This is a genomic window from Pseudomonas izuensis (assembly GCF_002356535.2).
Lineage (GTDB): Bacteria > Pseudomonadota > Gammaproteobacteria > Pseudomonadales > Pseudomonadaceae > Aquipseudomonas > Aquipseudomonas izuensis.
The window spans coordinates 4,493,368-4,519,479 of sequence record NZ_AP017423.2; the positions used below are offsets into that span (position 1 = coordinate 4,493,368).

Sequence of the window (26,112 nt, forward strand, 5' to 3'; positions counted from 1 at the left end):
TTGTGGCGCCCACACTGACGCTTTCGCGAGCAGGCTCGCTCCCCCAGGTACAGCGTGATCCTTGTGGGAGCGAGCCTGCTCGCGAAGGGAGCGACTCGGTTCGTAGATAGTGCGGCTTAGAAATCCCGCTTGTAGAAGATGTCCAGCGAACTGGCCACGCCGCCAGCCGCTTCGAGATAGACCTTTTTGCTCAGCTTGTAGCGCAAGGCAATGGTGTTGGCCGGCTCGAACACACCGACGCCATAGCGCAGGCTGAGCCTCTCGGAGAGGTTGCCGCTGGCGACCACGCTGGTGGTGTTGCCGCTGCCCTGGGTATCGAGCTGGAAATCCTCGATACCCAGGTTTTTCGCCAGACCACCGGTCACCCCCGAACTGCCCATCAAGCCCAACCCGAGCGCTGCCTGGGCGAGCATGTTGTTGTCTTCACCCGTGGTGCTCAGCGGACGCCCCAGCACCAGGTAAGACAACGCCTGCTCCTGACTCATGGCCGGCTCGGAGAAAATCTGCGTGGTCGGCTGCTCGGCACTGCCGCTCAAGCGAATGCCGGCGATCACGTCGTCGGTCTGGCGGATCGCTTCGATGTCCAGGTACGGCTGATCGATGGGACCTGCAAACAACAGGCGCGCCCGGCGCACGGTCAGGCGCTGGCCGTACGCACGGTAACGCCCGTCGTTGAGCCAGAGCTCGCCACGGGTGTCGAGGTTGTCGCCGATGTGCACATGACCTTGCAGGTTCGCCGTCAGGCCAAACCCGGCGAAGCTCAGTTTGTCTTCCCCCACCACCACATCGATGTCCATCACCGTGGCCATCGGCGGCTTGCCCTCTTCGGTCTGCTGGCCGACGATCACCGTGTCATCCGACACCTTGACCGTCGATGGCGGCAACTCGCGAATGGTGATGTCGCCCTTGGGCACCCGCACTTTGCCGGCGACCGCCAGCTTGTCGTCCTTGATCGAGATCTTCAGGTCCGGCGCCACTTCGAGCTTGGCGTAAGGTTCGACGGTGACGGGTAACTGCGAGCCCTTGAGCGCCAGGTCAACCATCAGTGCCTGACCCCAGGCAATATTGCCGTTGAGGCTGCCCTGCCCGGTCTTGCCGCTTTTCCAATCGCCATTGAGTTGCACGGTTTCGCCAGCGATTACCGCCCGCAGTTGCAAGGCCTGGATTGCCAGCGGGAGTTCAGGCCCGGACACCTCGCCATCACTGAGCAGCAAATTGCCGCTGACCTGCGGTGCCAGCAATCCGCCAGAAATCGTGCCGCTGCCATTCAAACGCCCGGCCAGCTTCTCGACCATGGGCACAAACGGACGCGCCACCGACAGGTCCAGGCCACTCAAGCGGAATGAACCGGTCACCGGTTTGTTCTTCGGCAGCGGGTTGATCTGCGCCTGCACCATCAATTCGCCGAGTTTGCCGCCGACGAAATTCAGGTCGGTGTCGATGCGCTTGGGTGTGAGTTTGCTGGTGAGTTTCAGCGTCTGATACGGGAATTCCAGCCACTGGTCCTTTTCCTTGATCCGCAGCGTGCCGCCACTGGCATCGATGCTGATCTGCCCGTTCGGACCGCTGGCCGGCAGGTCCAGTTGCACGTCGGCGTTGAGTCGGCCCTGCCAGGTGAAATCCTTCGGCAACCACTGCGCGAGGCTGTCGATCGGGAATTGCTTGAGGTGGTAACGCAGCTTCGGCTCAGGCACCAACCGCTGATCTTCGCCGCAGAGGCTGGCCTGGCCGGACATCCAGCAGTGGGCGCCAAAGTTGATTTGGCCGTCCGCCAGCCGCTCCAGTTTAGCCGGACCCTGGAGTTTCCAGTCCTGGCCACCGGCCTGGATATCGCCGCTGGCCAGGCGACCGCGCCAGTTGCCGGTGTCCAGCGCGCCGTCCAGCCCAAGGGCGAGTTTCAGCTTCGGCCCTTGCAGGTCGAGGCTCAGTTTCTGGTTCTTGATGTCGCCCTGGCCGCTGGCGGTCAAGGTGCCGAGCGAGGTATCACCGGCCTGAATACCGCTGCCCTTGAGGTCGATTTTCGCCCGTTGCGCACTGTCGAGGGTGGCGTCCAGGTTCAGGCTTTGCAGGCGATTGTCGGCGAACGCCAGTTGCGTACCTTGCAGCCCGAGCTTGCCTTGGGGCGCCTTGAGCGTACCGGCGACATCCACGCGACCATTGACCTGGCCGCGCAATTGCGGCCAGAGCTGGGCAAGACGCGGCAACTTGATGTCGATCTGCCCCACAAGCTTCTGTTGCAGGCTGCCCTTGCCGTTGATGCTGTTGTCGCCCAGACGGATTTGCAGCGCGTTCAGATTCCATAGCTCGCCGCCGCCATCGGCCTTGGCTTGCAATACTGCCGGTTGGCCACGCAGCTTTCCCTTCAGATCAAGGTCGGCGCTCAGGCTGAGTTTTTCATTCTTCATCTCGCCTTTGCTGCGCAACGGTCCGGCGAGGATGCCCGGCAGCTCCGCAACCCAGTACGCCGGGTTGATCGCCGAAAGGTCCAGCGCGGTGTCCCAGGCAATGCCATCGGCGAATTGCAGGTTCAGGTGCCCTTCGGCCTTGCCCTGCCCGGCGGTCAATTGAATTTGTTGCAGGTAGATTTTCGTCAGGTCCCCGGCGAACGGGCTGCTCAGGCTGAACGCTCCGGCCGGGCCATCCGCCAAGGCGTCGAAGTGGCCAAGGTATTTGCCGTCGGTGTAGGAGACTTCGCCCTTGAAGGTGCGCAAGGCCACTTGCGGCTCATCGATCAATGGATAGAGGCGGTGCCAGGGGAAATCCAGCCAATCGACCTTGGCCTCGGCGTTCAAGCCTTTGCTCCAATCCAGTTGCCCCGTGAGCTTGAGGCTTTGCTTGTCGTTGGCCGTCAGGTCCAGTGCCGCGATCTGCGCACCGTTGGCGTCGACCTTGCCTTGTAGCATCAGCGCCACCGGGCCTTGTTCGGCAGGCAACGTGGCATTGCCGAGCAACTGATAACCGTTTTTCAGGTCACCGGCACCGGTGAGTTCCAGTTGATTGAGTTGCAGGGTGTCCGGCAAGTCGGCGCTGGCCTTGAAGCCGTCAGCGGTGATCCGCACCTTGGCCGGCAGGTTTTCCACCAAGGGTTGCAGCTCGCCGGTCAATTGTCCGTTCAGGTAGCCGCTGCTGTCAGCCTTCAGGTTCAGGGTCTTGAGCAGGTCGCCATCGACTTTCAGGGCCAGTGCCCATGGCTCGGTGCCTGGCGCAGGAAGCGTGAGTTTGCCTTCTGCCTTGAGCGGCCAGTTGCCGGTCGGTTGCAGCAGGCCGGACAGCTTCAGGCTCAGCTCATCGCGTTGCAAACTGACCAAGTCGATCTGCAAGCCGCTGGTCGTCCAGTGCGCCGCCAGTTGCAGGCCCTTGAGCTGTTCACTGCCGTTGAACAGCAGGCGGCCGATCCGAACGTCGCCCAGTTCGAGCGCCACGGGCAACTGCAAATCCGGAAGACTGATCGGCCCGCTGCTCTCTTCTTGCGCCCCGGGCGGAAATTGCAGGCTGACCTGATCAGCCTGCAATTGTTCGATGCACAAGGTCATGCGTGTCAGGCACAACGGCGACCAGGCGAACATTACTTTGTCCAGCTCGACCCGGCTGGTGCCCTGCTGCCAGAGCACATGGTCTGCGCTCCACTGCCCTCCTAATTGCCCCTGGAAATTGTCCAGGCTCAAGCCCGGCACAAAACCGAGTGCCCAGCGACTGCCCGTCGCTGTACCCAGCACCGTGACCAACGTCAAGACCACCAGCATCAACAACGTCAGAATCGCCAGCAGCGTTACGGTCAAACCACGCTTCACAATTCAGGCCCCATGGAAAAGTGCAATCGAATACCGCCATCGTCGTCCAGTGCATGGGCCAGGTCGAGGCGGATCGGTCCTACCGGCGAGACCCAGCGCACGCCAATGCCGACCCCGGTCTTGAGGTTCGGCAGATCGAGGGTATTGAAGGAGTTGCCCTGGTCGACGAAGGTCGCGACCCGCCACTTTTCGGCGATGGAGTATTGGTACTCGGCACTGGCCGCGACCATGTAGCGGCCGCCGATGCGGTCACCCTCGCTGTTTTCCGGGGACAGGCTCTGATAGTCATAACCGCGCACGCTCTGGTCGCCACCGGCAAAGAACCGCAGCGACGGCGGCACCGATTTGAAACCGTTGGTGGCACTGCCGCCGACCTGCACCCGACCGAGCAAACGGTGTTTGTCGAACACCGTGGTCAGGCCTTTGACCAACGCCGTGCCGTACACCAGGTTGTTGTCCGAGCCCAAACCTTCCTTGGCCACTTTGGTTTCGAATGCCAGGCGATAGCCGTTGTGCGGATCGATGCGGTTGTCACTTTTAAGGTACGAATAACTCACGCCCGGCATCAGCAACGTACTGAGCCCGGAGTCGTCGCCGAGCCGATATTCCTCGCGCTGCCACTTGAGCGACACGACCCGCTGCCAGCCGCTGGGCAGTTTGCTGTGCCATTCGGGGCCCAGGGTCAGCATCTTGCTGAGGCTGTCCTTGTCGGCAATTTCTTCGTTCTGATAACCACCGGCAAACCGCAGTTTGTCCGTCAGCGGCGGGTCCAGCGGAATGTCATAGAACAACCCGACGTTTTGCCGTGGCGCCGAGATTTCGGTCTCCCAGCCATAGCTGTGACCCTGCGGGTTGACCCAATGCCGGGTCCAGTTGGCCTTGACCCGTGGACCGACGTCAGTGGAAAAACCAAGCCCGAGGCCCATGGTCCGTGGCTTGCGGGTTTCCAGTTTGACGTCCACCGGGATGACATCCTCCTTGGAAGCCGTCGGCGCGGCATCCACCCGCACGCCTTCGAAATAGCCGCTCGATTGCAGTGCCTGGTTGAGTTCGGCGATCAGTTCGGAGTCATACGGTGTACCGGCTTTGAACGGCACCATGCGTTGCAGCAAGTCTTCGTCGAATGGCGTGTCGCCTTCGAAGCTGACCTTGCCCAGGGAGTAACGCGGGCCGCTGTCGTAGATCAATTCGATATCGGCCACCCCGGCCCGCGGGTCGACCGACAACGTCGAACGAGTGAAACGGCCACTGAAAAAACCGTAGCGCGAGGCCTGATTCTGGATCAGTCGCTTGGCGTCTTCGTATTGGCCATGATTGAGCACTGCGCCGGTTTGCAGCGCATGGCCCTTGGGCACACGAAAGGCTTTAAGGGAGGCCGCCGGGCCGTCGACGCGGATGGTGACGTTGCGCAGATGCACTGGTTCGCCGGGGTCGATTTCCAGTATCAGGTGCGGTGTCTTGCCCCCCGTCACTTTGCTGTCGATCTGCGGCTGGTAATAACCCAGGGCCTGGGCAGCCTTGCGCGCCTGTTCCTCGGCGCCTCGACTGAAGCGCAACAAGGCTTCTTCATCACGATCGCCGAGACTGCCGATATAGCCCTCTATATTGGCTTTCAGTGCATCGTTGGACGGTTTGATCCGCACATCCAATTCACTTTGGGCCAGTGCCGCGCAGCTGCTGATCAGCATGAGCACGCCACTGGTAAATCTTCCTGGAAACTTCATAGGCGCGGATGCTATCACGAGCTTGAGAGCGTGATAGAGCATAGCGTGGCCGGAAAGTTCTCACTCTTATGCCGTGGCTGTTTGCACCACCTGGGGGTTGGCGTGAAAAAACACATGTTCACGGATCGGTCCTACAGCCACCTCGCCGATTTCCTCATAGCCCTGACGCTTGTAGAACTCCAGATATCGCGGATCCCCGGTGTCGAGAATCACCCCCTGGGATTTTTCATCCACCGCGCACCAGTTATGCACCGCTTGCAGCAATTGCTCGCCGAAATGCTTGCCCTGGAATTGCGGATGAATCCCCAGCAACGGCAGGACATGCACCGAGTCGGACGGCACGCACGCCGCTACGGCATCGTGATACTCAAGGTAGCGTCGGGTGCAGCGAAATCCCGTGCTGAGCACCATGCGCAAACGCCAGGCCCAGCTTTCGGTAATACCCAGCCGACGCAGTGGCGGCGCGATCAGCGCGATGCCGATCAAGCGATCGTTGACCAGCAGGCCGATGGCCGGGAAATCCTGCAGAAAGTGCTGCTTGACCAGTTCCCGCACAGTGGCGCGCACCCGCTGTTCATAACCAGGGCGTTCGGCTTCGAACAGGTAAGCGAATGTCGGCTCGTGCCGGTAAGCCTGGTACAACAGGGAACGCGCTTCGCGGGAATAACCGCTGTCGAGCATGTGGATATCGGCAATCGCGGTGGAGGTTTCGGGCATGACGATTGATCTCCCCGGCGCGGCTCGGGTGGCTGCGCTCTTGTGGGTAGGAGCCTTTGGGTGACGACACAGTTCCCCCACAGGTATAGACCAGACTCATTGATTGTGGGAGCAGGCTCTGCCAGTCGACACAGCTGTGATTGTGCGGGCCTCGTCGCGGGCAAGCCTTGCTCCCACAGGTAAAGCTGGACCGAGAACCTGTGGGAGCAAGGCTTGCCCGCGATGAGGCCCGCACTGTCGACGAAGATCTGACTGACCACTGGCCCCATTCCGACATGTCAGCTAGCATCGCCCTTTTGCCAGGACTGCCGACCATGAAGATTGTCTCCTTCAACATCAACGGGCTGCGCGCCCGTCCCCATCAGCTGGCGGCGCTGATTGAAAAGCACCAGCCCGATGTGATCGGCCTGCAGGAAACCAAGGTCCACGACGACCAGTTCCCCCTCGATGAAGTCAAGGCCCTGGGCTACCACGTATATTTCCACGGGCAAAAGGGACATTACGGCGTCGCCCTGCTCTCGCGTCAGGAACCACTGGCCCTGCACAAAGGCTTCGTCACCGATGAAGAAGACGCGCAGCGGCGCTTCATCTGGGGCACGTTCGCCGATGCCAATGGCGTGCCGGTGACCATCATGAACGGCTATTTCCCACAAGGTGAAAGCCGCGACCACCCGACAAAATTCCCCGCCAAGGAACGCTTCTACAGCGATCTGCAGCGATTGCTGGAAGACCAGTTCAAGAACGACCAGCCGCTTGTCGTCATGGGCGACGTGAATATCTCCCCGGAAGACTGCGACATCGGCATCGGCCCGGACAACATGAAACGCTGGCTGAAAACCGGCAAATGCAGCTTCCTGCCGGAAGAGCGCGAGTGGATGGCCCGCTTGAAAAACTGGGGCCTGGTGGACAGTTTCCGTCACCTCAACCCTGATGTGACCGATCGTTTCAGTTGGTTCGACTATCGCAGCCGCGGGTTTGAAGACGAGCCCAAGCGTGGATTGCGCATCGACTTGATCCTGGCGTCCCACGGCCTGCTGCCACGGGTCAAGGATGCGGGCGTGGACTACGAACTGCGCGGCATGGAAAAACCGTCGGATCATGCGCCGATCTGGCTTGAATTGAGCTGATCTCAAGCCCTGCGCGGTTTCCCTGTGGGAGCGAGCCTGCTCGCGAAGGCGGAGTGTCAGTCGACATTAATGCTGACTGAGATACCGCCTTCGCGAGCAGGCTCGCTTCTACAATGGAAAGTGTCATATTTCGGACATCTTACTGACTTAATCTCCCGACACCTCTTTCGCTATGTAAGGTGCCGGCATGACGCTGCGCGTTCTGTTCCTGTTGATGCTCTGCGCCTGGCTGCCGCTAACAACCTCGGCCAGCGATCTGCCGACGCCCGAGCAGGGCCCGGTGCTGCGCATCCAGGGCTCCAACACCATTGGCGCGGCATTGGGCCCGGCACTGGTCGAAGGTTTGCTGCGCCAACAGGGCCTTATAAAAGTACACAGCGAAACCCCGGACAAGGCCAATGAACTGCGGATCGTGGGTGAAACCGTACAGGGGCGCCGGATCGAAGTGGAGCTGACAGCCCACGGTTCCAGTACCGGTTTCACGGCACTGAAAACCGGCAGCGCCGATCTGGCGGCTTCGTCACGTCCGATCAAGGAGCGTGAGGTGCTCGACCTTCAATCACTGGGCGATCTGAAAAGTGCCAGAGCGGAACAGGTCATTGCCATCGACGGCCTGGCGATCATCCTTCATCCACAAAACCCGCTGAAACAGCTCGACACCGTGCAACTGGCGCGCATTTTCAGTGGCGAAGTGAAAACCTGGGAAGAACTCGGCGGCAGTGGCGGGATGATTCATCTGTATGCGCGGGATGATCAGTCCGGCACGTACGATACGTTCAAGGAGCTGGTCCTCAATGGCCACGGGAAAACCCTGAGCGGTGCCGCGAAACGCTTCGAATCCAGCGAGCAATTGTCCGATGCGGTCAGCCTCGACCCCCAAGGCATTGGCTTCATTGGCCTGCCCTACGTGCGCCAGGCCAAGACCGTGGCGATTGTCGATGGCCAATCCCAGGCCATGTTGCCGCAGAACAGCCTGATCGCCACCGAAGACTATCCGTTGTCCCGCCGCTTGTTCTTTTACTTGCCACCGAACGGGAAAAATCCCTGGGCCGAGGCGCTGGTGGCCTACGCCCAAAGCAGCCAGGGCCAGGCGATTGTTGCCGCCAACGGTTTTATCGCGCAGACCGTGCAGGCCATGGCCGTCACCCCGAATGCGCTGATGCCCGAGGGCTATCAGGGACTCAGCCGTCACGCGCAGCGGTTGACGGTCAATTTTCGTTTCGAAGAAGGCAGCGCCAGCCTCGACAACAAGGCCCGACAGGACCTGTCACGGGTACTCGACTATATAAAGCAGCATGACAAAACCGAGCGGCAGGTCACGCTGGTGGGGTTTGGCGATGCCAAGAGCGATCCGGCACGCGCCGACCTGTTGTCGAAACTGCGGGCCATGGCGGTGCGGCGGGAACTGGTGAAAAGCGGCGTGGTATTGCGTGAGGTCCGCGGCTTTGGCGCCGAAATGCCGGTGGCGGCCAACAACGAAGATGAAGGGCGGATCAAGAATCGGCGGGTTGAGGTTTGGGTTTACTGATATTACTGCGTTGAATGGGCCACCGCCTTCGCGAGCAGGCTCGCTCCCACAGGGGAATGCATTCCAACTGTGGGAGCGAGCCTGCTCGCGAAGAACGATAACGCAGACTTATTGACCGCTACGCATCATCTCTTTAGGCACGTACTTGCCGATCTCGAACTTGCCGATCGCCGCGCGGTGCACTTCGTCCGGGCCGTCGGCCAGGCGCAGGGTACGCTGCATGGCATACATGTAGGCTAGCGGGAAATCATTCGACACCCCTGCCCCGCCATGAATCTGGATGGCCCGGTCGATCACCCGCAAGGCCACGTTCGGCGCCACCACCTTGATTTGCGCGATTTCGCTCTTGGCCACTTTGTTACCGACGGTGTCCATCATGTACGCCGCTTTCAACGTCAGCAGGCGCGCCATGTCGATCTCCATCCGCGAGTCGGCGATCTTGTCGATGTTGCCGCCCAGGCGTGCCAGGGGCTTACCGAACGCCGTACGGTTCACCGAGCGTTTGCACATCAGTTCCAGCGCGCGCTCAGCCATGCCAATCGAACGCATGCAGTGGTGAATCCGGCCCGGGCCGAGGCGACCCTGAGCAATCTCGAAACCGCGTCCTTCGCCCAGCAGGACATTTTCGTACGGCACCCGCACGTTTTCGAACAACACTTCGGCGTGACCGTGGGGCGCATCGTCATAACCGAACACCGGCAGCGGACGCAGGATCTTCACGCCGGGGGTATCGACCGGTACCAGAATCATCGAGTGCTGGGCATGGCGCGGGGCGTCGGGGTTGCTCAGGCCCATGAAGATCAGGATCTTGCAACGCGGATCGCAGGCGCCGGACGTCCACCATTTCTTGCCATTGATCACCCACTCGTCGCCATCGCGCACCGCACGGGCAGCCATGTTGGTGGCATCGGAGGAGGCAACGTCCGGTTCGGTCATGGCGAACGCCGAGCGGATCTCCCCCCGCAGCAGCGGTTCGAGCCAACGCTGTTTCTGTTCTTCATTGGCGTAGCGCACCAGCACTTCCATGTTGCCGGTGTCCGGCGCCGAGCAGTTGAACGGCTCGGGGCCCAACAACGAGCGACCCATGATTTCTGCCAGCGGCGCGTATTCGAGGTTGGTCAGGCCGGCACCGAGCTCGGACTCAGGCAGAAACAAATTCCACAGGCCTTCGGCCTTGGCCTTGAGTTTGAGTTCTTCCATGATCGCCGTCGGCTGCCAGCGATCGCCCTCGGCAACCTGACGTTCGAACACGGCTTCGGCGGGATAGACGTAGGTGTCCATGAACGCAGTCACGCGCTCACGCAGTTCTTGCACCTTGGGCGAATAAGCGAAATCCATGAGCAGATCTACCTTTTTGCTGGGGTCAAAGGAGTTGTTTAGTTCATGCAATCGATGCTAGAACAGCCATGAAAATTTACCTAGCCTATTCTCGGCGTGTATTAACATTCATCACCGATATATGATCGACTGATAGCCAAGGCTGCCCGTCCACACAATAAGAGAGCCGCGTAAATGAATCTGAGCAAGGTCGACCTCAACCTTTTCATCGTCTTCGACGCGATCTACACCGAAGCCAACCTGACCCGCGCCGGGCAGATTGTCGGCATCACCCAACCTGCGGTGTCGAACGCCCTGGCCCGCCTGCGCGAGACCTTCAACGATCCGTTGTTCGTACGTACCGCCCAGGGCATGGTGCCCACGCCAATGGCGCAGAACATCATCGGCCCGGTGCGTAACGCCCTCTCGCTGCTGCGGGTGTCGGTGCAGGAAAGCCGCATTTTCAACCCGCTGCAGGCAGTCAAGACCTATCGCATCAGCATGACCGACCTGACTGAAGCGGTGATCCTGCCGCCGCTGTTCCAGCGCCTGCGCCGCCTCGCGCCGACGGTGATCATCGAGAGTTTCCTGTCCAAGCGCCGCGAGACCACCAAGGAACTGGCGGCCGGCCGCCTCGATTTCGCCGTGGACGCGCCGCTCAACACTGACCCGCAGGTGCGCCACGTCAAGTTGATGGAAGACCGCTACGTCTGTGCCATGCGCAAGGGGCACCCACTGGCCACCAAGGAAAAATTCACGCTGGATGATTACCTGGGCCTGACCCACATCCATATTTCCAGCCGGCGCAGCGGCCTGGGTCACGTCGACCTGGCCCTGGGCAAGATGGGCATCCAGCGCAAGATCGCCCTGCGTTCCCAGCATTACCTGATGGCCTCGCAAGTGCTGCAACAGACCGACATGGTCATGACCGTGCCGGAACGCTTCGCCCGCCGTAACGATTTGCACGCCTTCAGCCTGCCGGTCAACGATGTGCCGCCGGTGGAAACCCATCTCTACTGGCACGAAAGCACTGACCAGGACCCGGCCAACCGCTGGATGCGCGAGCAGATGATCGAGTTGTGCCAGCAGGTGACGGCGCATGAGAAGAAGCTGGAGAAGGTGTAGGGCTCTGCACCGCGTTATCGTTCTTCGCGAGCAGGCTCGCTCCCACAATGGATATTCAGTGAACACAATATTTGTGTCAGATAGATATCCCCTGTGGGAGCGAGCCTGCTCGCGAAGAGGCCAGTGATGACACTGAAAATCCCTGCCACTTGACGTAAACGTCAACCTGCCATTAGCTTAGCGCATGACCTTTTGCGAGCGCTTCCATGAGCAGCCAGACCTACAGCATTTCCGACCTCGCCCGCGAGCTCGACATCACCACACGGGCCATTCGTTTCTATGAAGAGCAAGGCCTGCTCAGTCCCGAACGCCGTGGTCAGGAACGCATCTATTCACCCCGTGACAAGGTCAGCCTGAAGCTGATCCTGCGGGGCAAGCGCATTGGCTTTTCCCTGGCCGAATGCCGCGAACTGATCGAACTCTACGATCCGTCCAGCGGTAACACCAAGCAACTGCACAGCATGCTGGCAAAAATCAGCGAGCGCCGGGAACAGCTGGAACAGCAACTGCTGGACATCGAACAGATGAAACTGGAACTGGATACCGCTGAAGAGCGCTGTGTGCAGGCGCTGGAGCAGACGCTCAAGAGTCAGGAATCAATCCAGTAGATCCACACAATGCCCTGTGGGAGCGGGCTTGCCCGCGATGAGGGCATGACATTCAACATTGATGCTGACTGACCCAACGCCATCGCGGGCAAGCCCGCTCCCACAGGGTTCATCGAACATTCAGACAATAAGAACAGGTCGAATCCCATGTCCCTCCCCACCCAAGTACGCATTGTCGAAGTCGGCCCCCGCGACGGTCTGCAAAACGAAGCTCAACCCATCAGTGTCGCCGACAAGGTGCAACTGGTCGACGCGCTCACGGCCGCGGGCCTGGGCTATATAGAAGTCGGCAGTTTCGTTTCACCCAAATGGGTGCCGCAGATGGCAGGTTCCGCCGATGTTTTCGCGCAGATCCAGCGCAAACCGGGCGTCACCTACGGCGCACTCGCGCCCAACCTGCGCGGTTTTGAAGACGCCCTCGCCTCCGGGGTCAAGGAGGTCGCAGTGTTCGCCGCGGCGTCCGAAGCCTTTTCCCAACGCAACATCAATTGCTCGATCAGCGAAAGCCTGGAGCGTTTCGTACCGATCATGGACGCGGCCCGCCAGCACGGTGTGAGCGTGCGCGGTTACGTGTCCTGTGTGCTGGGCTGCCCTTATGAAGGTCAGGTCGCACCAGAACAAGTCGCGCGCGTGGCCCGTGAACTCTATGCCATGGGCTGCTACGAGGTTTCTCTGGGCGACACCATCGGCACCGGCACCGCCGGCGCAACCCGCAGGATGTTTGAGGTGGTATCGGCAGATGTACCCCGGGAAAAACTGGCCGGGCATTTCCACGACACCTACGGCCAGGCCATGGCCAATATCTACGCCAGCCTGCTGGAAGGGATCTCGGTGTTCGACAGCTCCATCGCCGGGCTCGGTGGCTGCCCTTACGCCAAGGGCGCCAGCGGTAACGTCGCCACCGAGGACGTGGTTTACCTGCTCAATGGCCTGGGGATCGAAACCGGCATTGACCTGGAGGCCCTGATACGCGCCGGCCGGCAAATCAGCGCCGTGCTGGGTCGCCCGACCGGCTCCCGTGTGGCGAAGGCCCTTAGCGCACATTGAGTGCAACGACACCTTCGTGTGTTACCGCGACATCCGAAATGTGGGGAAAAGCGAGTAACACGGAAACAAATTGTCAGGGATTCCCTGAGAGAAAAATCCTACAAAATATTAAGTTATTGATTTTAAATGATTTTTAAAAGTTGGCACGGCTCCTGCTATCTCTATGGCATAACAAGAATAAAAAATTGCGACACACCTAATAAAAACAAGACGTAACGACTCTGACATAACAAAAACAACACGGCAGAGACGCAGCTAACAGATTTTTTTGGAGAAGATGTGCTTTTCAGGGTGCTTTTCGGAGTAACCCGCAACCGGGCAGAGAACAATAAAACTACCTTCAGGTAGCTCCCGAACTGGTTGGATCGCTCAGCGAAAAAGTAGATCAGCGCTCAAAAAAATACGTTTGCTCTTGATCCCGGATGGGGATCGCCAAAAACAGCGGTAAAGGGCAACGGTTGCCAAAAACAAAAACAGACCGCCCCTCAATAATAAAAAAAGAGCACGCGCAACGAAAATTAAAGGGGAGCTTCGGCTCCCCTTTGTGCTGTCTGCGATTCTGAAAATAATGCAAAACCCTGTGGCAGCGGGCTTGCCCGCGATGGGGGCATTACATTCAACATCGATGCTGACTGTTCCACCATCATCGCGGGCAAGCCCGCTCCCACAGGTTTTGTGTCATGCCTTGTTGATGCGCAACTCCTCAATACTGATCTCGCGCATACGGAATTTCTGGATCTTGCCGGTCACGGTCATTGGGAACTCTTCCACGAACTTGAAGTAACGCGGCGTCTTGAAGTGCGCGATGCGCTCCTTGCACCAGGCTTGCAGTTCCTGTTCGGTCGCACTGTGGCCGGGGTGGAACTTGATCCAGGCGACGATCTCTTCACCGTAACGCGAGCAAGGAATGCCGATCACCTGCACGTCAGCCACCGCTGGGTGGGTGAAGAAGAACTCTTCCAGCTCCCGCGGGTAAATATTCTCGCCACCGCGGATGATCATGTCCTTGTTACGTCCGGCGATGCACACATACCCCTCGGCGTTCATGCTCGCCAGGTCACCGGTGTGCATCCATCCGGCCTGGTCGATCGCTTCGGCAGTGCCCTCCGGGTTGTTCCAGTAACCGAGCATGACGCTGTAGCCCCGGGTGCAGAGTTCGCCGATGGTGCCGCGGGGCACCGGGTTGCCCGCCTCGTCGATGATCTTGCTTTCCAGCTGCGGCTGAGTGCGGCCGACGGTGGTGACGCGCAATTCCAGATCGTCTGACGGACCGGTCTGCAACGACACCGGGCTGGTTTCCGTCATGCCGTAGGCAATCTGCACTTCACTCATGTGCATTTCATTGATGACACGGCGCATCACTTCGATCGGGCACGTTGCTCCGGCCATGATCCCGGTGCGCAGGGTCGACAGGTCGAACTCGCCGCGTTGCGGTTGATCGAGCATGGCGATGAACATGGTCGGCACGCCGTACAGCGCGGTGGCCTTTTCTTCGGCGACGGTGTTCAGGGTCAGCAGCGGATCGAAGGCATCGTTGGGATAAATCATGGTGCTGCCGTGGGTGATGCAACCCAGATTGCCCATGACCATGCCGAAGCAGTGGTACAAAGGCACCGGGATCACCAGGCGATCCGCGGCGGTCAGTCCGAGGCTTTCACCGACCATGTAACCGTTATTGAGAATGTTGTAGTGACTGAGGGTCGCGCCCTTGGGGAAACCGGTGGTGCCGGAGGTGTACTGGATGTTCACTGCCTGGTCGAAATGCAGGCTGTCCTGGCGCTCGTGCAATTGTTCGTCCGACACGCCACCGGCCAGTTCGGCCAGTTGCGACCACGGCAGGAAACCGCTGGGCGGTTGCGCATCCAGACTGATGACACCGCGCAACTCGGGCAGGCGCTCGCTGTGCAACTGGCCGATGGATTGCTCCGCCAGCTCCGGCACCAGGCCTTGCAACATGGCGTGGTAATTGGAGGTCTTGAAGGCCCCGGCGCACACCAGCCACTGGCAGCCGGATTGCTTCAATACGTATTCGAGTTCGGAACTGCGGTAAGCCGGGTTGATGTTGACCAGGATCACGCCGATTTTTGCGCTGGCGATCTGGCTGATGCACCACTGGGCGCAATTCGGTGCCCAGATGCCGAGACGGTCACCGGTCTGCAAGCCCAGCGCCAGCAGTGCCTTGGCATGCAGGTCCGCAATTTCCGCCAATTGCCGCCAGGTGTAGCGCAGCTGTTGATGGCGCACGACCAGCGCTTCCCCGGTCGGGTACTGCGCCACTGTGTTATCGAACGCCTGGCCGATGGTCATTGCCAGCAAGGCTTTGTCCTGGGAACCGCGGGTGTAGCTGCGCTGCGGGTTTGCAGTGGGTTGATCCATGATGACCCCTATTGTCTTTATTAACGGGCGACTCGCGGTCTCCCACAATGTGGCTCCGCGTTCTATCTTGAACTGCCTCTACTCTCGCTCAAGTTGACGTTAACGTAAAGGGTGATTGACAGCCATTCGTCACAGGCTTACGTTAACGTAAAGGTGAGAGCTAAATCACTGCCCTCCCCACCCGACAAAAAAGCCAAAAGGTGACCCATGAGCTACCCATCCCTGAATTTTGCCCTCGGTGAAACCATCGATATGCTGCGCGATCAGGTTCAGTCCTTCGTCGCCAAAGAGATCGCCCCCCGCGCCGCTCAGATCGACACCGACAACCTGTTCCCCGCCGACCTGTGGCGCAAATTCGGCGACATGGGCCTGCTGGGCATCACCGTTCCGGAAGAGTACGGCGGTGCCGGCCTGGGCTACCTGGCCCACGTGGTGGTGATGGAAGAAATCAGCCGTGGCTCGGCCTCGGTGGCGTTGTCCTATGGCGCGCACTCCAACCTCTGCGTCAACCAGATCAACCGCAACGGCAATCACGAACAGAAATCCAAGTACCTGCCGAAGCTGATCAGTGGCGAGCACATCGGCGCCCTGGCCATGAGCGAGCCGAACGCCGGCTCCGATGTCGTCTCGATGAAGTTGCGCGCCGACAAACGCGGCGACAAATACGTTCTGAACGGCAGCAAGACCTGGATCACCAACGGCCCTGACGCCAACACCTATGTGATCTACGCCAAGACCGACCTGGAAAAGGGCCCGCACGGCATTACCGCCTTCATCGTCGAGCGCGACTGGAAAGGCTTCAGCCGCAGCAACAAGTTCGACAAGCTCGGCATGCGCGGCTCGAACACCTGCGAACTGTTTTTCGATGACGTCGAAGTACCGGAAGAGAACATCCTCGGCGTACTCAATGGCGGCGTGAAGGTGCTGATGAGTGGTCTCGACTACGAACGCGTCGTGCTCTCCGGCGGCCCGACCGGGATCATGCAGGCGTGCATGGACCTGATCGTGCCGTACATCCATGACCGCAAGCAGTTCGGCCAAAGCATCGGCGAATTCCAGCTGATCCAGGGCAAGGTCGCCGACATGTACACCCAACTCAACGCCAGCCGCGCCTACCTCTATGCGGTAGCCCAGGCCTGCGAGCGCAACGAAACCGCACGCAAGGACGCCGCAGGCGTGATCCTCTACAGCGCCGAACGCGCCACGCAAATGGCCCTCGACGCGATCCAGATTCTCGGCGGCAACGGCTACATCAACGAATTCCCGGCTGGTCGTCTGTTGCGTGACGCCAAGCTGTACGAAATCGGTGCCGGCACCAGTGAGATCCGTCGCATGCTGATCGGTCGCGAACTGTTTAACGAAACCCGCTAACGGAGCTGCCCATGGCTATCCTGCATACCCAGCTCAACCCCCGTTCAGCGGAGTTCGCCACCAACAGCGCGGCGATGCTCAAACAGGTCGATGCGCTGCACACCCTGCTCGCTCAAGTGGCGCAAGGTGGCGGCCCGAAGGCCCAGGAACGCCACACTTCGCGGGGCAAATTGCTGCCCCGTGAACGCATCAATCGCCTGCTCGATCCGGGTTCGCCGTTCCTGGAGATAAGCCAACTGGCCGCCTATGAGGTGTACGGTGAAGACGTTCCCGCCGCTGGCGTGATTGCCGGGATCGGCCGCGTGGAAGGCGTCGAGTGCATGATCGTCGCCAACGATGCCACGGTAAAAGGTGGCTCGTACTACCCGCTGACCGTGAAAAAACACCTGCGCGCCCAAACCATCGCCCAGCAGAACCGTTTGCCCTGCATCTATCTGGTGGACTCCGGTGGCGCCAACCTGCCGCGTCAGGATGAAGTGTTTCCGGATCGCGAGCACTTTGGCCGAATCTTCTTCAACCAGGCCAACATGAGCGCCATGGGCATTCCACAGATTGCCGTGGTCATGGGCTCCTGCACCGCAGGCGGCGCATATGTGCCGGCGATGGCCGACGAAGCGATCATGGTCCGCGAGCAAGCGACGATCTTCCTCGCCGGCCCGCCGCTGGTGAAAGCGGCGACCGGTGAAGTGGTCAGCGCCGAAGATCTTGGCGGTGCTGATGTGCATTGCAAGATTTCCGGGGTAGCGGACCATTACGCCGAAAGCGATGAACACGCCCTGGCCATCGCCCGTCGCAGTGTCGCCAACCTCAATTGGCGCAAGCTGGGCGACGTGCAGCAACGCGCGCCCATCGCCCCGCTTTACAGCAGCGACGAGTTGTACGGCGTGGTGCCGGCCGATGCCAAACAGCCTTTCGATGTGCGCGAAGTCATCGCTCGACTGGTGGACGGCTCTGTCTTCGACGAGTTCAAGGCCCTGTTCGGGACGACGCTGGTCTGCGGCTTTGCCTACCTGCACGGTTACCCGATCGCGATCCTTGCCAACAACGGCATCCTGTTCGCCGAAGCCGCTCAGAAAGGCGCGCACTTTATCGAGCTGGCCTGCCAGCGCGGCATTCCGTTGCTGTTCCTGCAAAACATCACCGGCTTCATGGTCGGTCAGAAGTATGAAGCCGGCGGCATCGCCAAGCATGGCGCGAAACTGGTGACCGCCGTGGCCTGCGCCAAAGTGCCGAAGTTCACCGTGATCATCGGAGGCAGTTTTGGCGCTGGCAACTACGGCATGTGCGGTCGGGCCTACGACCCGCGGTTCCTGTGGATGTGGCCGAATGCGCGCATCGGCGTGATGGGCGCCGAACAGGCCGCCGGCGTGCTGGTGCAGGTCAAGCGCGAGCAGGCCGAACGTGGTGGCCAGGGTTTCAGCGCCGAACAGGAGGCGGAGATCAAGCAACCGATCCTCGACCAGTATGAGGAACAGGGCCACCCTTATTACTCCAGCGCTCGCCTGTGGGACGACGGTGTCATTGACCCGGCACAGACCCGCGATGTCCTGGGCCTGGCCTTGTCGGCGTCGCTGAATGCGCCAATCGAACCGAGCCGCTTCGGCGTGTTCCGGATGTAATCCGCCCCCTGTAGGAGCGAGCTTGCTCGCGATGGTCGTCAACGAAAACGCGGGGCATCAGGTAGCCAGCGTTGTTTGAACGTCCATCGCGAGCAGAGCTCGCTCCTACAGAGAACAGAGTTGTGGAGACGGACAATATGAGCGATTTCAACACCCTCGAACTGCTGACCGACCCACGGGGCTTTGCAACCCTGTGGCTCAGCCGCGAAGAAAAGAACAACGCGTTCAACGCCGAAATGATCCGCGAATTGATCCTCGCCCTGGACCAGGTGTCGAGCGATGCCAGCCTGCGTTTCCTGCTCGTGCGTGGTCGCGGCAAGCATTTCAGCGCCGGTGCGGACCTGGCGTGGATGCAGCAATCGGCCGAACTCGATTACCACACCAACCTCGACGACGCCCGGGAACTGGCAGAGTTGATGTACAACCTGGCCAAGCTGAAGATTCCGACCCTGGCCGTGGTGCAAGGTGCAGCCTTCGGCGGCGCGCTGGGCCTGATCAGTTGCTGCGATATGGCGATTGGCGTCGATGACGCACAGTTCTGCCTGTCGGAAGTGCGCATCGGCCTGGCACCGGCCGTGATCAGCCCGTTCGTGGTGCAAGCCATCGGCGAACGTGCTACCCGGCGCTATACCTTGACCGCCGAGCGCTTCGGCGGGCAACGGGCGCGGGAACTGGGCCTGTTGTCGGAGAGCTATCCAGCCCAGGAGCTGGAGCAAAAAATCGAGCAGTGGATCGACAACCTGTTGCTCAACAGCCCGGCGGCCATGCGCGCCAGCAAAGACCTGCTGCGTGAAGTCGGCGACGGCTCGCTGCTCCCGGCGCTGCGTCGCTATACCGAGAACGCTATCGCCCGCATCCGCGTCAGCCCCGAAGGTCAGGAGGGCCTGCGCGCCTTCCTGCAAAAACGCCCGCCGAGCTGGCAAGCCGAAATCACCCCCAAGGAGCCGCGTTGATGAGCGCACCCGTCCTCACTACCCTGCTGGTGGCCAACCGCGGCGAAATCGCTTGCCGGGTGATGCGCACCGCCAAGGCCCTGGGCCTGACCACCGTGGCCGTGCACAGTGCCACCGACCGTGATGCACGCCACAGCCGTGAAGCCGATATTCGTGTCGACCTGGGTGGCAGCAAAGCCGCCGACAGCTACCTGCAAATCGACAAACTGATCGCCGCCGCCAAGGCCAGCGGTGCCCAGGCGATCCACCCCGGTTATGGTTTCCTGTCGGAGAACGCCGGGTTCGCCCGTGCCATTGAACAAGCCGGCCTGATTTTCCTCGGCCCGCCCGCCTCGGCCATCGACGCCATGGGCAGCAAGTCCGCCGCCAAGGCCCTGATGGAAACCGCCGGCGTGCCGCTGGTGCCGGGTTATCACGGCGAAGCGCAAGACCTCGACACCTTCCGCGATGCCTGCGAACGCATTGGCTACCCGGTGCTGCTCAAGGCCACGGCCGGCGGCGGCGGCAAAGGCATGAAAGTGGTCGAGGACGTCAGCCAACTGGCCGAAGCCCTGGCCTCGGCCCAGCGTGAGGCGCAATCGTCATTCGGCGATTCGCGGATGCTGGTGGAGAAATACTTGCTGAAACCGCGTCACGTGGAAATCCAGGTCTTCGCCGATCAACACGGCAACTGCCTGTACCTCAACGAACGCGACTGCTCGATTCAGCGGCGGCACCAGAAAGTCGTCGAAGAAGCACCGGCACCCGGCCTGAGCCCGGAACTGCGCCGCGCCATGGGCGAAGCCGCCGTGCGTTCGGCGCAAGCCATCGGCTACGTCGGCGCCGGCACCGTGGAGTTTTTGCTGGATGCTCGCGGCGAGTTCTTCTTCATGGAGATGAACACGCGCCTGCAGGTCGAACACCCGGTCACCGAAGCCATCACCGGCCTCGACCTGGTGGCCTGGCAGATTCGCGTGGCCCGTGGCGAACCCTTGCCGATGACCCAGGATCAGGTGCCGCTGATCGGCCATGCCATCGAAGTACGGTTGTATGCCGAAGACCCGGGCAATGACTTCCTGCCGGCGACCGGTCGCCTGGAGTTGTACCGCGAATCCGAGCCGGGTGCGGGTCGCCGGGTGGACAGTGGTGTCGAAGAGGGTGACGAGATTTCACCGTTCTACGACCCGATGCTCGGCAAGCTGATCGCCTGGGGCGAGGACCGTGAGCAGGCTCGCTTGCGCCTGCTGAGCATGCTCGACGAGTTTGCCATTGGCGGGCTCAAGACCAATATCAACTTCCTGCGCCGGATCATCGGTCATCCGGCGTTTGCCGCCGCCGAACTGGATACCGGGTTCATCCCGCGCTATCAGGAACAACTGCTGCCGGCGCCGTCCGGGCTCAGCGATGAGTTCTGGCAAGCCGCTGCCCAGGCGTTCACCCAAAGCCAGCAGAGTACACCGCGTAGCGATGACCCGAGTTCTCCTTGGGCCATTGGTAATGGTTTCCGTGCCGGATTGCCGTCGGAAATCACCCTGCACCTGAGCTGTGAAGGCCAGGACCGCGCGTTGACGCTGGGCGACCGCAACGCCCACAGCGCACAGCTCAAAGGCGAGCAATTGCTGACCGAGCACAACGGTCTGCGCCGCCAGCATCGGGCGATCCGCCGGGGCGATTTCGTGTACCTGCAATGGGAAGGTGAACTGCGCCGTATCGAGTCCTACGACCCGATCAGCGCCGTTGAAGCCAGTCACAGTCATCACGGCGGCCTGACCGCGCCCATGAACGGCAGCATCGTGCGTGTGCTGGTGGAGGCCGGGCAAACGGTCGAAGCCGGGGCGCAACTGGTGGTGTTGGAAGCGATGAAGATGGAGCACAGCATTCGTGCGCCCCACGCCGGTGTGGTCAAGGCGTTGTATTGCCAGGAAGGCGAGATGGTCAGCGAAGGCAGTGCGCTGGTGGAGCTGGAAGAAGCGTAAAACTGTAGGAGCGAGCTTGCTCGCGATGAACGTCCAGATAACGCGGGCATTCAGACAGCCCGCGTCATCGTTGACGACTATCGCGAGCAAGCTCGACTCCTGCAAGGACCGCGCTGCGTCTAGAACTTGGCTGTTGCCTGAACCACCACGCCGATAATTCGGCACTCTTCGGTGTAAAGGGTTTTCGGATACGTCGGATTGAGCGGGACCAGGTAACGCTGCCCGCCCTCTTCGATCAACTTGCGGAAAACCGCCTCGCTGCTGTCCGGCCATTGGGCAATGACCAACTTGCCGGGCTCGGCGTCCACGTCCGGGTCCACCAGTATCAACATGCCCTCGGCGATGCTCAGGCCACTGGGTGCAGTCATCGCATCACCGACGACCGTCAGCCAGAACGCCGCGCCCCGGGCGTGATAATCGGACAATTCAAAACGGTACTGCGCCTGTTCGCCATCGCGCACTTCTCCCGTTTCCCGCCAGTCACTGACCGGGTAGCGGAAGTACGGGTTGTACTTTTGCGTCAGGGAAATTTCGTCGTCCTGTGAATCCGCGGGCTCGCGAATCACCAGCACCACTTCGAGGAAGTCCATTCCGAGTGCCTTCAACACCCGGTTCATGTTGTCGATGCCAGGCTCGCGACGTTTATTCAGCCAGTGGCCAACGCCACCCTGGGACATCCCGAGGCGTTCGGCGAGTATCTCTTGAGTGACTTTGAGCTCACTCATCTTGGCCTTGACCAATTCAATCCATTTATCCATGTGCGGCACGATACGTGGGCGCCTCCGGCCGACAAAACACAAATTGTAGTATTTAAACGATGGTCACAAATACAGATCGTACTAGGATGGCTTCACGGATCTGAATCTATCACGGAGCTTGCCATCACCATGACCCAACCTGCCAACGACTTGCCTGATATGCAAATCGACACCTCCCTCACCTCGCCCCAGGGCTCGGCCGCTGCACAGCGCGCATTGGACTATTACTTGAAACCGGCTGTTTCAGAAGAAGCGGTCGAGACACGATTCTTTGATGTGAACCGCAACATCAGCAGTGAGGAGGCGCTGGTCCATGCCTCGGACCTGTTGCGTTGTGCCGCCGCCACGGCGTGCGAGTCAGCCAGCCATCTGCAGGGGACAAACCGGGACCTGGCGTTTTCGACGGTACATATGATCGACATGGCCAAGGCCATGGTGGATCGGTCACTGGAGAGGCATCAGAACGGTTGAAACGAATGCACGAACAAAGAGGACTGGAAAGAATTTTCCAATCGCGCAGACAATTCATTTGACTTGCAAACGAGAATGATTATTATTGCATCAACTGATCGCGAGATCAGTCGATAGACCAAGGGACCTTAGGTCGGTCTCCTGGACTATCTCCTCATCAGGCTAATCACGGTTTTTGACCCGGCTTTTTGCCGGGTCTTTTTTTGCCAGTTTTCTGGCTTATGGCTTCAGGCTAATGAAGTCTGTAGGTGCTGCAAATTCGATGGCGCGGATGATATCAAAAGAATATTTGTTGGCAAGAGAAGCCGTTGATCATAAAGGAAAAACCAATCGCAGATAGCACTTGAGAATCAATCGTGCAGTCTCTAAGCTGCGTCGGCGTCAGGGAGGACGCCCCCCCTATTTCAAGCCCATATCCTCCTTCTGCCGCTTCGCACATCCCGCCGATCATCCATCGCAATACCCGTAGAAACCAGCCTACTCCCCAAGCCACGAACCCAATCTTCGACACCTTGGGTGAAACGTTTTTATGCGCTCCTAACGCCCTTCTCTTGCGTGTAAAGTAGCCAACATAAAAATCTGAATCAGGAACCCTGACCGTGGCTAAAACTCTCGACATCAGTGCCAATTTCGACAGCGGCAACATCCAGGTCATCGATGTCAGCGACCCGCTCAAGCCCCTGCTGGCTATTCGACCCGATACCAAAAGCAATCACTTTCAATGGTTCCACTTCAAGGCCAGCGGCCTGCATGTCGGCCAGGAGCACTGGTTCCGCCTGAACAATGCCAGCCAGTCCTCGTACAACAAGGCCTGGACCGGCTATCAGGCCGTAGCCTCCTACGATCACGTCAACTGGTTCCGCGTACCGACCATCTTCGAAGGCGACTGCCTGCGCTTCTGCCTTGAAGCCACGCAAACCCACGCCTGGTTCGCCTACTTCGAACCCTACAGCCGCGGCCGTCATGACTGGCTGATCGAGCAGGCGCTGACCAAGGCCGGCACCGAACTGCTGGCCACCGGCAAGAGCGTCGAAGGCCGTGACATTCAACTGCTGCGCAAAGGCACGGGCGCCGAAGGCCGGCGCAAGGTGTGGATGATTGCCCAGCAACATCCGGGCGAGCACATGGCCGAGTGGTTCATGGAAGGCGTGATCGAGCGCCTGGAACGGCACGACGACCCGGTGCTGAACAAACTGCTGGCCAGCGCCGACCTGTACCTGGTGCCGAACATGAACCCGGACGGTGCCTTCCACGGCCACCTGCGCACCAACGCCATGGGCCAGGACCTGAACCGCGCATGGCAGAGCGCCAGCCCGGAAGTCAGCCCGGAAGTCTTTTTCGTCCAGCAGCAAATGGAAAAGTATGGCGTCGATATGTTCATCGACGTTCACGGTGACGAGGAAATCCCCCACGTCTTCACCGCCGCTTGCGAAGGCAATCCGGGCTACACGCCGCGGATCGAAAAACTCGAAGAGCACTTCCGCAGCCATCTGAAGAAAACCACCAAGGACTTCCAGACCAAGCACGGCTACACCCGCGATGAACCGGGCAAGGCCAACATGACCCTGGCCTGCAACGCCGTTGGCCAGAAATACGACTGCCTGTCCCTGACCCTGGAAATGCCGTTCAAGGATCATGACGATCATCCGAACGCGGAGACCGGCTGGTCGGGCAAGCGGTCGAAGCAGTTGGGCAAGGATGTGTTGACCACCGTGGCGGAGATGGTCGACTCGTTGCGCTGATCTATCCCCTGATTTCATTGCAAACCGCGGAACCTGTAGGAGTGAGCCTGCTCGCGATCGCGGCGTATCAGTCAATAGAAATATTGAATGTGGCGCCGTCATCGCGAGCAGGCTCGCTCCTACAGGTTTTGCGTGCTATCGATCAACCGCGATCCCTGCCCCGCAACATGCTCTCCAGCACTCCATCACGCCGTATCCACCCATGAAACAACGCCGCCGCCAAATGCAGTAACACCGTCAGAAACAACAAATACGCCAGATACCCATGGGCCTTGCGCAGGAACGCGAACACCTGCGCGTTCGCCGGCACAATTGACGGCAACTGCATCGAACTGCCGAGCATCACCGGCTCACCGGACGCGGAAATCATCGCCCAGCCGAGCAACGGCAAAATCAGCATCAAGGCATACAGCAATACATGGGATGCCTTCGCCGCCAGCGCTTGCCAACCCGGCAGGTCCGCGGGCAACGGCGGCTGTTGCGTGGAGAAGCGCACCACAAGACGCACGATTACCAGCAACAAAATCGCCACGCCCAAGGGCTTGTGCAGGTGGATCAGCCATTCATGGCGTTCGGAGACCGAGGCGACCATGCCTGCGCCGATGAACAGCATGGCGATGATCATCAGCGCCATCAGCCAGTGCAGCAGGCGCGCCAAGGGAGCGAAATGGTTGGGTTGAGTATTCATTGTTGAGCCTCCTGCTTGGCGGCGGGCAACTGGCTGACTTCGCTGGTGCGACGCAGGTAGGAATTGGAGTAGCCGGCTGAACGCGCGGCGAGCAACGGGTCGTCGGAGCCTTCGATGCCCGCAGGCAAGACCAGCGGGTCGTAGTTGATGTCGCGGCACTCGCCGTTGAGTTGTGGCTGGGTTTTTTCCAGAACCAGAGTGCCGGCATTCAACACCTTGCGCCCCTCGGGCCAAGCCTTGCTGGCGTCGTTGACCGGGTCGCCGGGGTTGGCCAGGGTAATGTTCAGCTGAAAGCGCAACGGGCCGGCGGTGATCCGCTGGACCAGGTCTTTCTCTAGAAAATCGCTGCCCTGCGGTGCCGTGGCGCCGGGCGCGTCCTGAGCCACCGGCACCATGCTCCAGCGTACCGCTTGCCGCTGGCCGGCGGCGTTGACCAGATAGAACGCGTTGACGCTGTTGTAGGTTTCCGTCACATAACTGGCCGAGGGTTTGGCAGTCTTGATCCATGCCAGGAACGGTGCCGATTCCGGGTGCGAGCCGAAGAACGCCGGCACCGCGGCCGGGTCCGGTTTACCGGTTGCGGGAAGCGGCGACTGAGCCTGCTGAAATTGATAGAACGCTTCGGGCGTGCCCACCGGAAACACCGGCATGCTGTTCATCCCGGTGCGCCATTGCTGGCCGTTGGCCTGGGTGAAGCGCAACGCCAGGCTGCGGATCGGCACGGCGCTGTCCGGCGCGTAGGGATTACCCGCCGGCAAGGCAAAACGACCGACCACCGACGTGCGCGGCTCATTGAATACCTGTGCAATGGAATAACTGCGAGCCTCGCCACTGCTCTCGAAATGGCCGATCACGCACACACCCTTGGCATGATTGCGTCGGAATCCGGGGTGCACGCCGTTATTGGTTTCCAGCACATTGATCAGTTTTTTCGGCGTCAGCCGTTGTGGGTCCAAGGTGCCGTTGACGTAGGCAAACGCCCCGGCCACGACAGCGACAACCACGGCAATGCCCGCCAGACGCAACGCAACGCTGGCGGCACTCAAGGGTGGCGGTGATGATCGATCTACCATGAAAGACTCCAGGGCCATCGGCCACAAGTGAGAAGAATCAAGCAGACGAACCGCACACCGGTTTATTCCATCGTGCGGTGTTTATTTTTTCGGGCGTGGAATAACCTCGGTTATCGGGCGTC

19 protein-coding genes are annotated in these 26,112 nt (G+C 60.2%); 11 read left to right on the forward strand and 8 right to left on the reverse strand.

From position 1 onward, the window contains the following. Positions 1 to 116: 116 nt before the first annotated feature. The 3 genes from LAB08_RS19850 to LAB08_RS19860 all read right to left on the reverse strand — a co-directional run bounded on the left by LAB08_RS19850 (position 117) and on the right by LAB08_RS19860 (position 6,232). On the reverse strand, positions 117 to 3,791 hold the full coding sequence (locus tag LAB08_RS19850; RefSeq protein WP_096510100.1) for a translocation/assembly module TamB domain-containing protein: 3,675 nt from the start codon (positions 3,789 to 3,791) through the stop codon (positions 117 to 119). Next, positions 3,788 to 5,515: an autotransporter assembly complex protein TamA gene (locus LAB08_RS19855; RefSeq protein ID WP_096510099.1), complete on the reverse strand. Its 1,728-nt coding sequence runs from the start codon at positions 5,513 to 5,515 to the stop codon at positions 3,788 to 3,790. Before LAB08_RS19855 ends, LAB08_RS19850 begins: the two co-directional genes overlap by 4 nt. Positions 5,516 to 5,581: 66 nt before the next feature. Further along, positions 5,582 to 6,232 carry a GNAT family N-acetyltransferase gene (locus LAB08_RS19860; protein WP_096510098.1) on the reverse strand — a complete coding sequence of 217 codons (651 nt, stop codon included), beginning with the start codon at positions 6,230 to 6,232 and terminating at the stop codon, positions 5,582 to 5,584. A gap of 314 nt (positions 6,233 to 6,546) precedes the next feature. Here LAB08_RS19860 and xthA point away from each other — a divergent pair, with 314 nt between their 5' ends. Next, positions 6,547 to 7,359: an exodeoxyribonuclease III gene (gene xthA / locus LAB08_RS19865; RefSeq protein WP_096510097.1), complete on the forward strand. Its 813-nt coding sequence runs from the start codon at positions 6,547 to 6,549 to the stop codon at positions 7,357 to 7,359. 187 nt (positions 7,360 to 7,546) lie between these two features. Continuing rightward, positions 7,547 to 8,887, forward strand: a complete 1,341-nt coding sequence (locus LAB08_RS19870; RefSeq protein ID WP_096510096.1) for a substrate-binding domain-containing protein — start codon at positions 7,547 to 7,549, stop codon at positions 8,885 to 8,887. 108 nt (positions 8,888 to 8,995) lie between these two features. On the opposite strand, the gene LAB08_RS19875 is transcribed toward LAB08_RS19870, so the two are convergent. Continuing rightward, complete coding sequence (locus LAB08_RS19875) at positions 8,996 to 10,225, reverse strand: acyl-CoA dehydrogenase (protein WP_096510095.1); 1,230 nt, start codon at positions 10,223 to 10,225, stop codon at positions 8,996 to 8,998. A 174-nt stretch (positions 10,226 to 10,399) separates the two neighbouring features. Between LAB08_RS19875 and LAB08_RS19880 the strand changes: the two genes are divergently transcribed. The 3 genes from LAB08_RS19880 to LAB08_RS19890 all read left to right on the forward strand — a co-directional run bounded on the left by LAB08_RS19880 (position 10,400) and on the right by LAB08_RS19890 (position 12,984). Next, positions 10,400 to 11,329, forward strand: coding sequence for a LysR family transcriptional regulator (locus LAB08_RS19880; protein ID WP_096510094.1), 930 nt, complete (start codon positions 10,400 to 10,402; stop codon positions 11,327 to 11,329). A 206-nt stretch (positions 11,330 to 11,535) separates the two neighbouring features. Further along, complete coding sequence (locus LAB08_RS19885; protein ID WP_007980992.1) at positions 11,536 to 11,937, forward strand: MerR family transcriptional regulator; 402 nt, start codon at positions 11,536 to 11,538, stop codon at positions 11,935 to 11,937. 147 nt (positions 11,938 to 12,084) lie between these two features. Further along, a complete protein-coding gene (locus tag LAB08_RS19890; RefSeq protein WP_096510093.1) occupies positions 12,085 to 12,984 on the forward strand; it encodes a hydroxymethylglutaryl-CoA lyase in 900 nt (299 codons plus the stop codon). 678 nt (positions 12,985 to 13,662) lie between these two features. Here the strand turns inward: LAB08_RS19890 and LAB08_RS19895 are convergent. After that, positions 13,663 to 15,360 carry an AMP-binding protein gene (locus LAB08_RS19895; RefSeq protein WP_096510091.1) on the reverse strand — a complete coding sequence of 566 codons (1,698 nt, stop codon included), beginning with the start codon at positions 15,358 to 15,360 and terminating at the stop codon, positions 13,663 to 13,665. 207 nt (positions 15,361 to 15,567) lie between these two features. On the opposite strand from LAB08_RS19895, the gene LAB08_RS19900 reads away from it, so the two are divergent. The 4 genes from LAB08_RS19900 (at position 15,568) to LAB08_RS19915 (ending at position 21,258) form a co-directional block, all read left to right on the forward strand. Continuing rightward, a complete protein-coding gene (locus tag LAB08_RS19900) occupies positions 15,568 to 16,731 on the forward strand; it encodes an isovaleryl-CoA dehydrogenase (protein ID WP_096510090.1) in 1,164 nt (387 codons plus the stop codon). An 11-nt stretch (positions 16,732 to 16,742) separates the two neighbouring features. After that, the gene (locus LAB08_RS19905; protein WP_096510089.1) at positions 16,743 to 18,350 is read left to right on the forward strand and encodes a carboxyl transferase domain-containing protein; all 1,608 of its coding nucleotides are present in this window, start codon (positions 16,743 to 16,745) and stop codon (positions 18,348 to 18,350) included. Positions 18,351 to 18,487: 137 nt separating this feature from the next. Continuing rightward, entirely contained in the window at positions 18,488 to 19,303 is an 816-nt protein-coding gene (locus LAB08_RS19910) for a gamma-carboxygeranoyl-CoA hydratase (protein WP_096510088.1), read from the forward strand. Continuing rightward, positions 19,303 to 21,258, forward strand: a complete 1,956-nt coding sequence (locus LAB08_RS19915; RefSeq protein ID WP_096510087.1) for an acetyl/propionyl/methylcrotonyl-CoA carboxylase subunit alpha — start codon at positions 19,303 to 19,305, stop codon at positions 21,256 to 21,258. Before LAB08_RS19910 ends, LAB08_RS19915 begins: the two co-directional genes overlap by 1 nt. A gap of 119 nt (positions 21,259 to 21,377) precedes the next feature. Here the strand turns inward: LAB08_RS19915 and LAB08_RS19920 are convergent, their stop codons facing one another. Further along, positions 21,378 to 22,016, reverse strand: a complete 639-nt coding sequence (locus tag LAB08_RS19920) for a LexA family protein (RefSeq protein ID WP_096510086.1) — start codon at positions 22,014 to 22,016, stop codon at positions 21,378 to 21,380. 129 nt (positions 22,017 to 22,145) lie between these two features. On the opposite strand from LAB08_RS19920, the gene LAB08_RS19925 reads away from it, so the two are divergent. Both LAB08_RS19925 and LAB08_RS19930 read left to right on the forward strand, forming a co-directional pair. Continuing rightward, positions 22,146 to 22,487 (forward strand): DUF6124 family protein, encoded by a 342-nt coding sequence (locus tag LAB08_RS19925; protein WP_096510085.1) that lies wholly within the window; start codon positions 22,146 to 22,148, stop codon positions 22,485 to 22,487. 593 nt (positions 22,488 to 23,080) lie between these two features. After that, on the forward strand, positions 23,081 to 24,229 hold the full coding sequence (locus LAB08_RS19930) for a M14 family metallopeptidase (protein ID WP_096510084.1): 1,149 nt from the start codon (positions 23,081 to 23,083) through the stop codon (positions 24,227 to 24,229). A gap of 142 nt (positions 24,230 to 24,371) precedes the next feature. On the opposite strand, the gene LAB08_RS19935 is transcribed toward LAB08_RS19930, so the two are convergent. Continuing rightward, entirely contained in the window at positions 24,372 to 24,917 is a 546-nt protein-coding gene (locus tag LAB08_RS19935) for a cytochrome b (protein WP_096510083.1), read from the reverse strand. After that, entirely contained in the window at positions 24,914 to 25,990 is a 1,077-nt protein-coding gene (locus LAB08_RS19940; RefSeq protein WP_096510082.1) for a catalase family peroxidase, read from the reverse strand. The genes LAB08_RS19935 and LAB08_RS19940 overlap by 4 nt, the downstream gene beginning before the upstream one ends. Between the last annotated feature and the right edge of the window lie 122 nt (positions 25,991 to 26,112).

Coding starts and splice junctions, on each gene's coding strand:
- xthA (WP_096510097.1), top strand. CDS start 6,547: ATGAAGATTGTCTCCTTCAACATCAACGGGCTGCGCGCCCGTCCCCAT.
- LAB08_RS19915 (WP_096510087.1), top strand. CDS start 19,303: ATGAGCGCACCCGTCCTCACTACCCTGCTGGTGGCCAACCGCGGCGAA.
- LAB08_RS19905 (WP_096510089.1), top strand. CDS start 16,743: ATGGCTATCCTGCATACCCAGCTCAACCCCCGTTCAGCGGAGTTCGCC.
- LAB08_RS19855 (WP_096510099.1), bottom strand. CDS start 5,515: ATGAAGTTTCCAGGAAGATTTACCAGTGGCGTGCTCATGCTGATCAGC.
- LAB08_RS19880 (WP_096510094.1), top strand. CDS start 10,400: ATGAATCTGAGCAAGGTCGACCTCAACCTTTTCATCGTCTTCGACGCG.
- LAB08_RS19885 (WP_007980992.1), top strand. CDS start 11,536: ATGAGCAGCCAGACCTACAGCATTTCCGACCTCGCCCGCGAGCTCGAC.
- LAB08_RS19925 (WP_096510085.1), top strand. CDS start 22,146: ATGACCCAACCTGCCAACGACTTGCCTGATATGCAAATCGACACCTCC.
- LAB08_RS19890 (WP_096510093.1), top strand. CDS start 12,085: ATGTCCCTCCCCACCCAAGTACGCATTGTCGAAGTCGGCCCCCGCGAC.
- LAB08_RS19900 (WP_096510090.1), top strand. CDS start 15,568: ATGAGCTACCCATCCCTGAATTTTGCCCTCGGTGAAACCATCGATATG.
- LAB08_RS19895 (WP_096510091.1), bottom strand. CDS start 15,360: ATGGATCAACCCACTGCAAACCCGCAGCGCAGCTACACCCGCGGTTCC.
- LAB08_RS19910 (WP_096510088.1), top strand. CDS start 18,488: ATGAGCGATTTCAACACCCTCGAACTGCTGACCGACCCACGGGGCTTT.
- LAB08_RS19920 (WP_096510086.1), bottom strand. CDS start 22,016: ATGGATAAATGGATTGAATTGGTCAAGGCCAAGATGAGTGAGCTCAAA.
- LAB08_RS19940 (WP_096510082.1), bottom strand. CDS start 25,990: ATGGTAGATCGATCATCACCGCCACCCTTGAGTGCCGCCAGCGTTGCG.
- LAB08_RS19860 (WP_096510098.1), bottom strand. CDS start 6,232: ATGCCCGAAACCTCCACCGCGATTGCCGATATCCACATGCTCGACAGC.
- LAB08_RS19875 (WP_096510095.1), bottom strand. CDS start 10,225: ATGGATTTCGCTTATTCGCCCAAGGTGCAAGAACTGCGTGAGCGCGTG.
- LAB08_RS19870 (WP_096510096.1), top strand. CDS start 7,547: ATGACGCTGCGCGTTCTGTTCCTGTTGATGCTCTGCGCCTGGCTGCCG.
- LAB08_RS19935 (WP_096510083.1), bottom strand. CDS start 24,917: ATGAATACTCAACCCAACCATTTCGCTCCCTTGGCGCGCCTGCTGCAC.